This is a genomic window from Dyadobacter fanqingshengii (genome assembly GCF_023822005.2).
GTDB lineage: Bacteria > Bacteroidota > Bacteroidia > Cytophagales > Spirosomataceae > Dyadobacter > Dyadobacter fanqingshengii.
Window position 1 is genome coordinate 3,107,725 of record NZ_CP098806.1, and the last position, 14,702, is coordinate 3,122,426.

A 14,702-nucleotide genomic window follows, 5' to 3' on the forward strand; every position below is an offset into this window, starting at 1 on the left:
TGAGATGAAAATACTGAATGTAAAACAGATTCGCGCACTGGATGCATATACAATTGAAAATGAACCCGTTTCTTCGCTAGATTTAATGGAACGCGCATCAAAAGCGTTCGTCAGATGGTTCTGCAACCAATTCGTAAATACCCGGCCGGTTGCTGTTTTTTGTGGAAAAGGAAATAATGGTGGGGACGGGCTGGCCATTGCGCGTATTTTGAGTACACACAGTTATGATGTTCAGGTTTTTGTTATTGAATATACAGAAAATGCTTCCGCAGATTTCCAGAGCAACTTCACGAGGTTAAGAGATCATTTACAGCCTGTTAGTATTTCTGCAGATAGTGCATTTCCAACGTTGGCAGCAAACGTAATTTGCATTGATGCATTGTTAGGATCGGGATTATCAAGACCTGCTGAGGGACTTTTGGCGAACATTATTCATTCTCTGAATGCTTTACCGAATAAGATCGTGTCCGTTGACATTGCGAGCGGTTTGTACGCCGACCAAGCCAATCAAAAAGGTGATCCGATCATAGAGCCCAATTTCACGGTGTCATTCCAACTGCCCAAACTAGCATTCATGATGCCGCAAAATGCCAAATTTGTTGGTTCCTGGCATATTGTAGACATTGGTTTAAATGAAGATTTTATCAATGCAACCGATACACCTTACCATTATACCGACAAACTAACGGCCGAAAAGCTGATCAAGCCGCGTGACAAATTCTCCCACAAAGGCACGTTCGGTCATGCGCTGCTGATGGCTGGCAGTTACGGGAAAATGGGCGCTGCGGTTTTATCTGGGAAAGCGTGTTTAAGATCGGGAGTCGGCCTGTTAACCATGCACATTCCTGTTTGCGGATATGATATTATTCAAATTTCGCTACCCGAGGCGATGGCTGTCACGGATCAGGATGAGAAACATTTAAGTGCACTAACTGATCTTGGATCCTACTCGGCCATCGGAATTGGTCCCGGACTTGGCAAAGAGCCGGTGACAGTGAATGTTGTGGAAAAATTGTTGGATTTTGTAAACGCGAATAGCGGAAAAGCCAAACTGATTATCGATGCGGACGCCCTAAACATCATTTCAGAAAACAGGGATCTTCTGAACAAATTACCTGAAAACACAGTCTTAACCCCGCATCCAAAAGAATTCCAACGGCTGGCCGGAGATAGCAAAGACGAATTTGAAAGGCTTCAAAGCGGCATTGATTTCGCCAAAAAATACAAAGTAATTATCTGCCTGAAAGGCGCCAACACAGCCGTAATCCTCGCAAATGGCGAAGTACATTTCAACTCAACAGGCAACCCCGGCATGGCCACAGGGGGCACCGGCGACGTGCTTACAGGAATTGTAACCAGCCTCCTAGCCCAAAAATATGAGCCTGCGGAAGCAGCAATCCTGGCTGTTTATCAGCATGGGCTGGCCGGAGATCGGGCCGCAGAAGTAAAAGGCCAAAGTGCGTTGATTGCTTCGGATTTGGTTGATAGTTTGGGTTGGTGAAGCCGTTTAAGCCGATCTGCAATGACAACTAAACAAAAAATGTTAAATTTGGTTATATAACGAGAATGCTATGCAATACCTTGAAAGAATAACAATTGATCCTGCAATCTGCCATGGTAAGCCGTGCGTGAGAGGCATGCGTTGGCCTGTTGAAGTGGTTATAGATATGCTTGGTTCTGGCATGTCAATCAATGAAATATTAGCTGATCATTCAGAACTGGAAAGAGAAGATATCTTTGCTTGCCTTAACTATGCGAAGCTTTTGGTTTCTGGCCGGTTAATTAACGAAGCAGCTTGATGCATTTTCTTTGCGACGTCCATATTTCAATCATGGTTGTCAAGTACTTAGCAATCCAGGGACATTCAGCAATTCATGCCAATCATTTACCATCCAAATCGTTTTCAACAGACGCAGAAATTTGTTTGCATGCCGACCGTCACGAGATGATCGTGATAACGAAAGACGAGGATTTCCGAAACTCTTTTTTACTTCGACAAACGCCAAAAAAGCTCGTCCGGATTACACTGGGAAACATCTCAAACCAAACCCTAATTGAATTGCTTGAAAGGAACCTTCCGTTAATAGCGCAACTAGACAGTGAGAAAGGATTTTACCTGGAACTTAGCGGCGATGCGGTAGTTTATACATTATAGACTGCATCAACTCAAAACCTGATAAACCACAAACGCCGACACATATGCCAGCACCATTAAATAGGCCAGCTGGATCAGGGGCCATTTCCAGCCGTGGGTTTCGCGTTGGACTACGGCGATGGTGCTCATACACATCATCGCGAAGACGTAAAATATAAGCAGTGAATAACTGACGGCCGGGGTGAACATGGCTCCGCCAGTTTCAGGATTTTTTTCCTTAATTAACCTCTCTTTTACAGTCGGGACATCTTCGAAATCACCGCTGATGCTATAAATGGTTGCCATGGTTCCCACAAAAACTTCCCTCGCAGCAAAGGACGCCAGCAACGCGATTCCGATCTTCCAATCATATCCCAGCGGCTTAATTGCAGGTTCAATAAAATGTCCAAAGTGCCCTGCATAAGAATTTTCCAGGCGAACTGAAGAAACGGCTGCATTGATCTGCTCTTCCGACGCCTGGGGCATTGACGCAGTCACTGCTGCTTCCGCTTTTTCCATTTTATCGCCGGGCCCATAGGAAGATAACACCCAAAGAATGATAGAAATGGCCATAATGACTTTACCCGCTTCGAAAACAAAAGATTTTACGCTGTCATACATTGTGAATGCCACATGTCCCCAACGCGGCAACTTGTAAGATGGCATTTCAAGCATAAAATAGCCTGGTTCCTTTCTCGGAATAAATAATGACAGAATCCAGGCTGTGGCCAGAGCGCCGATTAGTCCTAATAAATACAAACCGAATAGAACCAAGCCTTGAATATTCAAGAAGCCGAGCACTTTCGTAGGGGGCACAACCAATGCAATCAGGATGGTATAAATGGGCAAACGAGCGGAACAGCTCATTAATGGCGTTACCAATATGGTCAACAGCCGTTCATAGCGGCTGCTGATGCTGCGGGTGGTCATGATAGCGGGCACTGCACAAGCTACACCCGAAATTAAGGGGACAACGCTTCGGCCATTCAGACCGAATTTGCGCATTAATTTATCCATAATCACCATCACACGCGCCATATAACCCGATTCTTCAAGGATAGAAACGAGCGCAAAAAGAATGGCGATCGGCGGAATAAACACCAAGATCCCGCCAAGACCGGCCATGATGCCGTCGGTGATCAGGTCATTTAAAAAACCTTCTGGTAAAACACCTTTTGTCCATTCGATTGTTGCTGCTATGCCTGCGTCCAGCAAATCGCTGGGATAGGTTGCCCAGGAAAAAATAGCTTGGAAAATCAGGATCAGAACGGCCGCAAAGGTCACATATCCCCAGAATGGATGCAGCAGGACGCTGTCCAGCTTCCGCGTCCAGTAGGGTTGCTCAGTAACTCCGGCTGATTTTACCGATTTGCTGACAATAGGCTTAATTTTTTCATAACGAGCCACCGTCTCAGCCGCCAGAAAATCATTTTCATCAAAATCATGCTTTTCTATCAGTTTGTCCAATGCCACTCGCGCGGGCGTTTCCAGGAAGGAGAAGTTGTCGTGCTGGCAAACATATTGTAATGCAACGTAATCATTATCAAGCGCATAAATCTTCTTCACATCGGCAATGAGCTCGATTTCGTTGTCCTTGGGTTCATAGAAATAAGCCAGCGCAGGTTTTTCAATGCGCTCGGCCATTTGCATGACTGCTTCCTTTAAACCACTTAACCCCTCTCCTGTCCGCGCATTGATCCGCACAACAGGCACATTCAATTTCATGGCAAGCTGCACCGCATTGACAGTCAGGTTCATACTGGCTGCAACGTCGAGCATATTGAGCGCCAAAACGCAAGGCAAGCCCAGGTCACTGATTTCAGTAAATAACAGCAGGTTTCGTTGGAGATTGGACGCGTCGACGACTACCACTACAACATCGGGAAAATCAGGGTGCGCAGGATTGGCGAGAATGTCCATCACCACCGTTTCATCCCTTGATTTGGGATAAATACTATATGTACCAGGTAAATCAACGATAATAGCGGCCGTCTCAGGCTGCCCGGACCGGCCCGGAAGCTTGAATGTCCCTGATTTTTTTTCGACTGTAACGCCCGGAAAATTCCCGGTTTTTTGGCGCAAACCGGTCAATGCATTAAACAATGTAGACTTGCCAGCATTGGGGTTACCAACCAGCGCAACTTTTATATTCCCTTGTTTCAATGGAGAGGCTTATAAACGGAACGTATGTTGTTATTCGAGCTCTATCACCGCAGCTTCATTCAATCTCAGAGAAAGGCAATACGAACCGCCAACATTGATACAGATCGGATCACCAAATGGCGCAATTGCATCCAGGCGCACTTCGCACCCTGGCAAGCAGCCCATTTCCAGCAATTTCAACGACATCGCCCGATCTGTAAAAGATTTTATGACCCCCTTTTCGCCCTTTCGAAGATGACTGACCGTACGAGCTGACATACACTCCTTATTTAGATTCATTTTATTTAAAGTGCAAATAAAGCACTATCACACCGTAATTCAAACATAACTTTTGCAATTGTGCCAGCACCCGCACAAATCATGGAAAATCATGATCGATTTATTATTTCCCTCAGCCTTTATGTAGTACTTTTGCAGCGCAAAGAGTAAATGAGCAGCGGAATTTTGAACGAGATTAAAACCCTTATCTGGAAAGAAGTTACACTCGAATGGCGACAAAAGTATGCGCTGAGCGGCATGTTACTTTATGTGATCAGTACAGTTTTCGTCTGCTATCTTAGCTTTAATCTCAGAAGAAATCAACTCACTCCTATTGTCTGGAACACACTATTCTGGATAATCATTCTGTTTACTGCGGTGAATGCAATCGCCAAAAGTTTCTCTCAGGAGCGCTATGGCCGACTGCTTTATTATTACAGCCTTTGCAGTCCACAGTCAATTATTATTTCCAAAATAATTTACAACTCACTGATAATGTTATTATTATCGGGAATGGGGTTTGTATTTTATTCGTTTGTAATGGGCAATGCAATCGGGGATATGGGACTTTTTGTCCTGTGCCTGTTTCTTGCCGCCATCGGTTTTGCTTCGGTACTAACGCTTGTGGCGGGGATTGCTTCCAAAGCGGACAACAGCGCAACATTAATGGCTGTTTTGAGCTTTCCGATCATATTACCGATGCTGCTCATGACCATTAAGCTTGCCAAAAACGCTATGGACGGTTTGGATTGGTCGGTCAGCACGGACGAAATCAGCACACTGTTATCAATTGATCTCATAGTAATTACGCTCAGTTATCTGCTTTTTCCTTATCTATGGAGAAGCTGATTGACGGGCGAAGTATAGCATTAAAGTAAAAGAGTAAAATGAGAAAGATCTGGTGGAAAATCCTCTGCATAGTAATCATATTCTATGTCATTGTTATGGGTCTGATGGGGCCTGTTCCGCACCTTGCCATCATCAATGAAAGCATTCGCAACACCTATTTCCACGTAGCGCTCTGGCTTGCCATGACCACGCTGCTTTTTGCGTCCATGATTTTTTCAATCCGCTATCTTAACAAAGGCCGCATTGGAGACGATGACATTGCAAGCGAATTGGCAAAATCAGCCATTTTCTTCGGTATTCTGGGTTGTTTAACCGGCTCAATTTGGGCTAACTACACCTGGGGCGATCCCTGGCCGAATGATCCGAAACTGAATGGTGCGGCCGTTGGCATTTTGATTTACCTTGCCTACTTATTATTAAGAAGTTCATTCGAGGACGAGCAGCGCAAGGCCCGGATTTCATCTGTTTACAACATTTTTGCATTCGCCGTTTTTATTCCAATCATCTATATCCTTCCCAGGCTAACGGATTCGTTGCACCCGGGCAGCGGCGGAAACAGCACATTTGGCTCATACGATTTCAATAGCGATATCAGAAAAGTATTTTATCCGGCTATTATCGGCTACATCCTGTTGGGATTATGGCTGGCTGAGCTCCGGATCCGGATCAAGGTGATTAACCGGGTGAGGGATGAGGCGCTGGTCACATCTGCCAAAGTTTCCTGAAACACGCACTAATTTCATCGATCACAAACATTTTAAATCAAATTTTCGTTAAGATTTTAGACCGTTACTCATACAATGAAAAAAGTCTCCCTCTTACTCCTGACCCTGCTTTTGATTTCAGGAAATTTGTTTGCGCAAGCCGTTGACAATGGCGTGCCTATGGCCGACAAGCTTCGTGAAGACGGTAAGATTTGGGTCGTGGTGGCCGTGATTGCCGCTATTTTCGCGGGAATTGCAATCAATATGCTTCGGATAGATTCCAAAGTGAGCAAAATCGAAAAGGAATTAAATATCAAGTAAAATTTCATGAAAAAGATACAAATATTCGGTTTGATCATCATTGCTGTGGCCATTGGCATCATTGTGTCAACAGCGGGCGATGCGAGCACATATGTCGATTTTACAAAAGCAAAAGAAATGGCTCAGGAAGGTGATGCGGAGAGCATTCACGTGGTGGGCAAGCTTAAAAAAGATGCATCCGGGCACATTATAGGCATGGAATATCAGCCGCAGCTCGATCCTAATTATTTTGCTTTTACATTAATTGACAATAATCAGGTTGAACAGAGAGTCGTTTATAAAAACTCGAAACCACAGGATTTTGATAAATCAGAACAGGTTGTGGTCGTGGGTAAAATGGTAAACGGCCAATTTTCAGCTGAAAAGATATTGATGAAATGCCCATCGAAATACGAGAACGGCAAAATGGAAACTACTGAACATACAGCAGAACAATCATGATTCACAGCACAATTGGAAGTGCAGGTCACCTGCTGGTAATTATTGCTTTTGTAACTGCGCTCGTAGCCACATTCGCCTATTTCAAGGCAGGCATGTCGGGGATCAATATAGAGGACGCCAAGGTTTGGAAAAAATTTGGCCGCGCCGTATTCTATTTTCACGTTGCGGCGGTGATAGGCGTGGTTTTCTCCCTCTATTGGATCATTGGAAATCATTATTTTGAATATCATTACGCCTGGAAAAACTCGTCCTTATCGTTGCCAACTGGTTACACGATTTCTAGCTTCTGGCAGGACCAGGAAGGAAGTTTTCTTTTATGGATCTTCTGGAATGTAGTTCTGGGCTGCGTGCTTATTTTCACAAACCGTTCGTGGGAAGCGCCCGTAATGACTGTTTTTGCATTGGTGCAGGCGTTTTTGACGTCGATGATCTTAGGTGTTGTTATTCCTGGGCTGGACGTTAAAATTGGCTCAACACCATTCTTGCTGCTTAAAGAAGTAATGCCGGATTTGCCTGTTTACAAGATGGATCCCAACTTCATTCCGAAAGACGGAAATGGCTTAAATCCCCTTTTGCAGAACTATTGGATGGTAATTCACCCTCCTACCCTGTTTTTAGGCTTTGCCACAACATTGATTCCATTCTCGTTTGCTATCGCAGGTTTATGGACTAAAAAAATTCAGGAATGGATCCGACCAGCATTGCCTTGGGCGTTGTTTTCGGCCATGATCCTTTGCATTGGGATTTTAATGGGTGCTTACTGGGCTTATGAAACGCTGAATTTTGGTGGTTACTGGAACTGGGATCCTGTTGAAAACTCGTCTATCGTGCCCTGGCTCATTTTGGTTGCTGCTGTACACACGATGATCATCGGCCGTAAAAATGCGACTGCGCTGAAAACTTCGTTTATCCTTACGATAGCCACATTTATTCTTATCCTGTATTCCACATTCATGACGCGCAGCGGCGTTTTGGGCAATGCTTCGGTTCACTCATTTACGGATTTGGGACTTTCCGGTCAGTTGCTGATTTATTTGTTGACATTCACAGTTGTAGCAATCGGCCTGCTGGTTTATCGCTGGAAAGATTTGCCAAGTGACGAAGAAGAAGTTTCATCTTATTCTCAGGAATTCTGGATTTTCATTGGTGCAACATTGCTTTGTTTGTCTGGTTTCCAGATCCTTGCAACGACTTCCATTCCGGTATATAACAAGATTGCGGAAGCATTCGGAACTGTGCTCAATATGGCGCTTCCTGCAGATCAGATCGGGCATTATAACAAATTCCAACTTTGGTTCTTCTCGCTGATCGTCATTCTAACGGGTGTCGGACAGTTTTTCTGGTGGAAAAGAGTGGGGCAAAACAAGTTGCAGGCCCTTTATACTCCTTTGCTTATTTCCCTGCTCATTAGTGCGGCAATTATCACCATTCAAGGTGTCAAAGAAATTCAATATATCGTTCTTTTAACATCGGCTGTTTTCGCTATTGTAGCAAACGGAACCATTCTATTGAACATTATCCGCGGAAATTATAACCTTTCGGGCGGGGCTATCACGCACATTGGTGTGGCCTTAATGCTGATCGGGATTTTGTTTTCCTCTGCTTATACCAAAGTCGTTTCGATCAACAATTCGGGCTTAATGATCTCCCGGAGCGAGGAATTTACAAACAACGATAATAAAGAAAACAAGGAGAACATTACGCTCTGGCTTAACAAGCCCGAAAAAATGGGCGACTACATGCTTACCTGGCGCGACGTTCGCGTAGAACCGCGTAAGATCCCGGGATATATTCCAAAAAGTTGGGTGGATATCATTGAAGGTGATTTTCACGCCGTTGCGTTGAGGGACATTGTTGTCGACGGGAAAAAGTATAATGTCAAAGGCGACACCATTGAGCTTTTCCCTGAAAACTTCTACTACGAAATCGAGTATCGTGAACCTTCAGGCAGAATTTTCAGCTTGTTCCCAAGGGTGCAGATCAATCCGAGGATGGGTGGCATTGTATCTTCTCCCGACATTCAGCGGAAGATTGATAAAGACCTTTATACGCACGTAAATATGGTTACGAACCCAACTGCGGAGCCGGTTTGGAGCCAGACGGAGAATTTTACGATCAGCTTGCGTGACACATTCTTTGTGAATGATTACGTCGCGATCCTGGATAACGTTGTGCGTACAGAGCAGGTTGAAGGCGTTAAATTAGGCGATGGCGATGCGGCTGTAAAAGCGATCATCCGCGTGCTGGATAAAGACAAAGAATATGTGGTAACACCTTCTTTCGTGATCCGCGACCGTATGGTGGCGCGCAAGCCTGAGGTGAACAACGATCTGGGCATGCGTATCCAGTTCCAGGAGATCAACCCGCAAACGGGACAGTTCTCATTCGCCGTGAACACAACCCAGCGCGACTTCATCGTGATGAAAGCCATTGAAAAACCGTTGATCAACATTCTTTGGCTGGGCACATTTGTATTGATGATCGGCTTCCTGATGGCGACGATCCGCCGGTTCAAGGATTTTATCAAAATGAGAGACAAAGAAAATCAGTCGGCCGACAAAAAACCGAAAATCAAGGTTCAGGCTGTATAAAAATATAGGGAGAATAAAGGGTGCATTGCGTTGGCAGTGCACCCTTTTATTATTCGTATCAGATCAATTAAAACCTGAAACCAAGTCTGGTGAAGAAAAATGCACCATTGCTGCCCATTTGAACCGGATCCCAACCGCCACCCGATTCCGTTAACGCCGGCAGTGACATATCCGGATAAATATCCAGAATGTTGCTTCCACCAATGGAAATTGAGAAGTTCTTGTTGAGCTTATAATTTGCCGTCACATCGGTCTGGACTTTTCCTTTATAAGTGTCAAGTTCATAATCCCAGTTTGCCAGCTTCACCTCCCCAAAACGGACAAAACGCAACATAAAACTCAGCTTATCAATCGCATAGTCGAATGTTAAGTTAATTTTTGAAGGCGGCGCAGAAGCAAGCACGAAGCGCCGCTCCCGCTCATCGAAATACGTATCTTCCTTTCCCCTCAATCTCGGAACCGTGTTAACCGGCCCAAGGTCCATTTGATTAAAGTTAGCTGCTAATGTCGTGCTCAACCGCCCGGTTCCCAGCGCAGCCGAATGCGCCACGATCAGATCAATCCCTTTCGTTGTGGTGTAAGAAAGCGCATTGGTAAAAAACTGCGCCTTCCCGACTCGCAAGGCTCTCAGTAAATTGCCGATATCTTCGTCCTCATCGCTAAACTGGCCTGTAAGCACGACGCGGTCTTTCACTTTTACATAATAACCATCGATGGTGACCGAAAGTCCGGGAGCAGGATTCAATGCAAGTCCTATGCTCGCATTTTCCGAAGTTTCTTCTTTCAGCCTCGGAATGCCAAGTGCCCTAGTAACCTCGCTGTTGTTGTTAGCCAGCAGCACGTCCACAGCTTCGCCATTGACAAAATTGGTAAATGTAGAATTGAAATATTTCTGAGCCAGTGACGGCGCACGAAAACCGGTGCTTACCGATCCACGCAAAGCAATGGAATTGGTGATTTTGTAACGCAGACCCACTTTCCCGTTCAATGTAGTTCCGAAGTCGCTGTAACTTTCAAAGCGGACTGCTGCATCGATTAGTAATTTTTTGGTCAAATCGGCTTCAATATCGAGATATGCGCCTGCATTTGAGCGGCTGTTGTCAGTCACATCGGCAGGACTGTAACCCGGAAAACCTTGTGATCCGCCTGCTAATGTGGGATCATAATTGTAGTAGGAACCCCGCTCACCTGCGAAAATTTTGTAGCGCTCAGTCCGGAATTCACCTCCGAATGCAATGTTAAGCCCTTGCAAAACCGTTTTAAAATAGCGCGTAATGTTCAGGTTAGTCACATTTTGCGCCAATTGGAAGCCGCCCGCGTCAAACTCGGTCTGCGAACCTTCACCCAGCGACGTGTTGATCGTATTCCTTACATCAAACTGGAATTTGTTAAAGCCATAAGTGTTGCTCAAATCAATGTCCCACGACTTCCATACGCCACGAACGCCACCTGTAACAGCCCTGTCATCAATTGTGCTGGCTATAATCGGGTCAAATCCATTGGGATAAACCGACGGCACATTCCGGTCATCGTCCGCAAACCGCGTCCAGGCGTAAGCATCGCCTTTGCGCTTGTTAATGCCCCCAAAACTGTAAACCTGAACATTCTGGCCGACGGGAACCTTCGCATTATAATACAACGCAGCATTATTGATCTTCGGGTCGCCATATTGTCTTCTGGCGAGATCCGCTTCATCGGAAACAGTGTTCGCACGGTTGGTATGATCGCGGAAATTATAATCGGCTGTCACATTCAAAAAGCCTTTCTCAGCAAGTTTAAAGCCATAATTAAGATTCACATTGTAATTGAGGCCATCGAAGCTCTTGTCGTCAAAACGATAGTTTGCTTTATAAATCCCCGCATTTACATTTGCAGCAAGCTGGTTAACAGTTTCCTTCAAAACAATGTTGATCACGCCCGCGATCGCATCCGAACCATATTGGGCTGCGGCACCGTCCCTCAAAATTTCAATGCGCTCAATGGCGGCTGCCGGAATTGCATTTAAATCAGTCCCTGTATTTCCACGACCTCGTGAGCCAAATAGATTGACCAATGCGGACTGATGACGCCTTTTTCCATTAATTAGAACCAATGTCTGATCCGGCCCAAGTCCGCGAAGGGAAGCAGGATCCACGTGATCGGCCCCATCGGAGCCGGTTTGCCTGTTGGAATTAAAAGAAGGAGCAGCAAATTGAAGCAGCTGATTCACATCCAGCTGACCTTGTTTCGTCGTAATCTCCCGAATATCAATCACATCCACAGGCGATGGCGTATCCGTGGACGAGCGGTTACCGTTGCGCGAACCAACAATGGTCACCTGGTTCAAGATGGATGCATCTGCCAATGTGAAATTCTGGACCGCATTCGCCGCAACTTCCCGCTCTACAATGTTGTAACCAACAAACGTAACAACAATCACTGCATTTGACCGGGAAACAGAAAGCGTGTAGGCTCCGCTCCCATTCGTTATAGTGCCATTATTGGTGCCTTTTTCCAAAACCGAGGCGCCAACCAGCGGCTCTCCCTGCGCATCCCGAACGTTCCCGGACACCTTAAAGCCCTGCGCCATTGAATAAAAACCCGCAAGCGCGAGCAGACATGTAAAAATTGATTTTGTCATAAACGTTGATGTTTGAATTTTAGTTATTCCTGCCTTTCCAAAGCTTTTGAAGCGTATATTTACAATTCTATTTTTACGCTTACTGTCAATTAAATATGATCTCCACGCTGATTAAGTCTGCCCTGGGCCGCCTTCGGATAGTTGCATTTCTCGAAGGGATTTCTTACCTCGTTTTGCTTGGCATTGCTATGCCGCTAAAATATATCGCAGGACTTCCACAAGCTGTCCGAGTAGTGGGCATGGCTCACGGCGTTCTTTTCGTCCTTTTTGTTGTTTTGTTAATCCAGGTTGCCACGGAAAGAAGCTGGACTTTCAAAAAATCCTTGCTGTCATTCATTTCTTCGCTGGTGCCTTTTGGTACATTTTATGCGGATGCAAAGTGGTTTAGAGAGTAAAAAAAGCATTTAAGCCTACATTCCATACATTCCTACACCCCGATCAAGTGCGAAAAATTTCTATCCTAATCCTTATTTTTTTCTGTTTAATCATTTCCAAAAGCATTGCTCAGAAACCCAATGAAAAATATCAATACAATATTCATTCCGCAACGTCTTCCCTGAACATTGACGGCGTGGCCGACGATCTCGCATGGGAATCCGCTGAGGTCGCTAACAATTTTTTCATGATCACGCCCATGGACACCAGTTTTTCCAGGGCGCTTACAGACGTGAAAATGTGTTATGATAAGGATAACCTCTACATTCTGGTTATTAATTACAAACCAATTAAAGGCTCCATCATTGTCGAATCGCTGAAAAGGGACTTTTCTTTCGGGAAAAATGATAATTTCCTGCTCTTCATGGACACATTTGACGACAAAACCAACGGGTTTTCATTTGGCGCCAATGCTGCGGGCGCTCCATGGGATGGCCAGCAGGGAGACGGAGGAACCGTCGATCTGAGTTGGGACAATAAATGGGTGAGCGCTGTAAAAAATGATGATGATAAGTGGGTGTGGGAAGCTGCGATTCCTTTTAAAAGCATTCGCTACAAACCAGGGATCACAAAATGGGGCATTAATTTCAGCCGTCAGGACCTGACCATTTCAGAAAAATCGGCCTGGGCGCCTGTCCCACGCCAGTTTCCTTCCGCTTCGCTTGCCTATACGGGCGTGCTCGCGTGGGACGTGCCGCCGCCCAATCCTGGCCCGAACATTTCCGTTATTCCCTATTTTGCAAATCGTTTGACCAAAGATTTCCAAAAAGACACGCCCAATAAATACAAACCAACAGTCGGAGGAGATGTCAAAATCGGCCTCACACCCTCCCTTAACCTGGATTTGACGGTTAACCCCGACTTTTCGCAAGTGGATGTGGACGTGCAGCAGACCAATTTGGACCGTTTCGAGCTCTTTTTCCCGGAACGCCGCCAGTTCTTCCTGGAAAACGCTGACCTTTTCGCCAACTTCGGGTACGCTACCATTCGGCCTTTTTTCTCCCGGCGCATAGGATTGGGCGTCCCCATCCAGTTTGGGGCGCGTATGAGCGGAAAGATCAACAAGAATTGGCGGATAGGCGTTCTGGATGTGCAAACGGGTTCATCTGACAGCCTTACCCCCAGAAATAACTACGCGGTTTTTGCATTGCAAAGACAGCTGCTGGCGCGTTCCAACGTGCGTTTTATTTTTGTAAACAAAGATGCCACCAACTATAATTTGGAGCAGCATAGCGCCACAAACCGCTATAACCGTAACATTGGAGCTGAATTTAACCTTGCGAGCGCCAAAAATCTCTGGACTGGAAAAGTGATGGTGCTCAAATCTTTTACGCCCGGAAAGTCAACGGATGATTTTACGCATGCGGCTGATTTAAAATTCAATAAGGCCAATTTCTTCTGGCAATGGCAGCATGAATATGTGGGCAAAAATTTTAATGCAGAAGTAGGTTACGTGCCCAACGCGGTACGAATGGGTTATTATAAGATCAGCCCGAACATTGGTTACCTGTTTTTTATAAAAAATCCTAAAATCATCAGCCACGGCCCCAAGCTGATCAGCAATGTTTTCTGGGACAAAAAATTCAGCCTCAGCGACAGGGAATTTATCCTTTCCTACAATCTTAACTTCATCAACCGTGCCACGGTGGCAGTCTGGGGTTCAAGCAATTATGTGCGGTTATTAAGACCTTTTGACCCTACTAACCTGGGTGTAGGAACTTTACCGACCGGCAGCGAGCACAATTGGAAAGCCACCGGTTTCGATATTGTTTCCGGCCCGCAAAACCGCCTTACTTTTGCCGCTTCGGGTATTTTTGGCGGTTATTATCAAAACGGCCACCGCAACAACCTGCGCGCCGAGCTAGGCTATCGCGTGCAGCCTTACGTCGCTATCACAATGGCCGGGAATTACAACGATATTCGCCTGCCCGAGCCGTGGAAAAGAACACAATTGTGGCTGGTAGGGCCGCGGTTGGACTTTACATTCACCAACAACCTGTTCTTTACTACATTCATGCAGTATAACAACCAGGCGGACAACATCAACCTCAATGCACGTTTGCAATGGCGCTATAAGCCCGCGTCAGATCTTTTTATCGTTTATACGGACAATTATCTGCCCGAAAATTTCCGGGTTAAGAACCGCGCCGTTGTGTTGAAATTCACTTACTGGTGGAATTGGTAGA

At 45.5% G+C, this 14,702-nt stretch carries 13 protein-coding genes; 10 read left to right on the forward strand and 3 right to left on the reverse strand.

Annotated features, from left to right (window positions below; genetic code table 11):
* Positions 1-4: 4 nt before the first annotated feature.
* From NFI81_RS12980 to NFI81_RS12990, 3 genes are all read left to right on the forward strand, one after another.
* Positions 5-1,501: an NAD(P)H-hydrate dehydratase gene (locus NFI81_RS12980; RefSeq protein ID WP_234612021.1), complete on the forward strand. Its 1,497-nt coding sequence runs from the start codon at positions 5-7 to the stop codon at positions 1,499-1,501.
* Between the two features lie 70 nt (positions 1,502-1,571).
* Entirely contained in the window at positions 1,572-1,799 is a 228-nt protein-coding gene (locus NFI81_RS12985; RefSeq protein WP_234612020.1) for a DUF433 domain-containing protein, read from the forward strand.
* On the forward strand, positions 1,799-2,155 hold the full coding sequence (locus NFI81_RS12990) for a DUF5615 family PIN-like protein (protein ID WP_255717330.1): 357 nt from the start codon (positions 1,799-1,801) through the stop codon (positions 2,153-2,155). The genes NFI81_RS12985 and NFI81_RS12990 overlap by 1 nt, the downstream gene beginning before the upstream one ends.
* 6 nt (positions 2,156-2,161) lie before the next feature.
* On the opposite strand, the gene feoB is transcribed toward NFI81_RS12990, so the two are convergent.
* On the reverse strand, positions 2,162-4,297 hold the full coding sequence (gene feoB, locus NFI81_RS12995; protein WP_234612018.1) for a ferrous iron transport protein B: 2,136 nt from the start codon (positions 4,295-4,297) through the stop codon (positions 2,162-2,164).
* 30 nt (positions 4,298-4,327) lie between these two features.
* The gene (locus NFI81_RS13000; protein WP_234612017.1) at positions 4,328-4,555 is read right to left on the reverse strand and encodes a FeoA family protein; all 228 of its coding nucleotides are present in this window, start codon (positions 4,553-4,555) and stop codon (positions 4,328-4,330) included.
* A gap of 171 nt (positions 4,556-4,726) precedes the next feature.
* Here NFI81_RS13000 and NFI81_RS13005 point away from each other — a divergent pair, with 171 nt between their 5' ends.
* From NFI81_RS13005 to ccsA (NFI81_RS13025), 5 genes are all read left to right on the forward strand, one after another.
* The gene (locus NFI81_RS13005) at positions 4,727-5,404 is read left to right on the forward strand and encodes a heme exporter protein CcmB (RefSeq protein ID WP_234612016.1); all 678 of its coding nucleotides are present in this window, start codon (positions 4,727-4,729) and stop codon (positions 5,402-5,404) included.
* Positions 5,405-5,442: 38 nt separating this feature from the next.
* The gene (gene ccsA, locus NFI81_RS13010; protein ID WP_234612015.1) at positions 5,443-6,129 is read left to right on the forward strand and encodes a cytochrome c biogenesis protein CcsA; all 687 of its coding nucleotides are present in this window, start codon (positions 5,443-5,445) and stop codon (positions 6,127-6,129) included.
* Positions 6,130-6,204: 75 nt separating this feature from the next.
* Positions 6,205-6,429 (forward strand): CcmD family protein, encoded by a 225-nt coding sequence (locus tag NFI81_RS13015; RefSeq protein WP_234612014.1) that lies wholly within the window; start codon positions 6,205-6,207, stop codon positions 6,427-6,429.
* A gap of 6 nt (positions 6,430-6,435) precedes the next feature.
* Positions 6,436-6,870, forward strand: a complete 435-nt coding sequence (locus tag NFI81_RS13020; RefSeq protein ID WP_234612013.1) for a cytochrome c maturation protein CcmE domain-containing protein — start codon at positions 6,436-6,438, stop codon at positions 6,868-6,870.
* The gene (ccsA, locus tag NFI81_RS13025; protein WP_234612012.1) at positions 6,867-9,461 is read left to right on the forward strand and encodes a cytochrome c biogenesis protein CcsA; all 2,595 of its coding nucleotides are present in this window, start codon (positions 6,867-6,869) and stop codon (positions 9,459-9,461) included. Before NFI81_RS13020 ends, ccsA (NFI81_RS13025) begins: the two co-directional genes overlap by 4 nt.
* Before the next feature lie 67 nt (positions 9,462-9,528).
* Here the strand turns inward: ccsA (NFI81_RS13025) and NFI81_RS13030 are convergent, their stop codons facing one another.
* On the reverse strand, positions 9,529-12,081 hold the full coding sequence (locus tag NFI81_RS13030) for a TonB-dependent receptor (RefSeq protein WP_234612011.1): 2,553 nt from the start codon (positions 12,079-12,081) through the stop codon (positions 9,529-9,531).
* 95 nt (positions 12,082-12,176) lie between these two features.
* On the opposite strand from NFI81_RS13030, the gene NFI81_RS13035 reads away from it, so the two are divergent.
* On the forward strand, positions 12,177-12,476 hold the full coding sequence (locus tag NFI81_RS13035) for a DUF3817 domain-containing protein (RefSeq protein ID WP_234612010.1): 300 nt from the start codon (positions 12,177-12,179) through the stop codon (positions 12,474-12,476).
* A gap of 47 nt (positions 12,477-12,523) precedes the next feature.
* On the forward strand, positions 12,524-14,701 hold the full coding sequence (locus tag NFI81_RS13040) for a DUF5916 domain-containing protein (RefSeq protein WP_234612009.1): 2,178 nt from the start codon (positions 12,524-12,526) through the stop codon (positions 14,699-14,701).
* Position 14,702 lies beyond the last annotated feature (1 nt).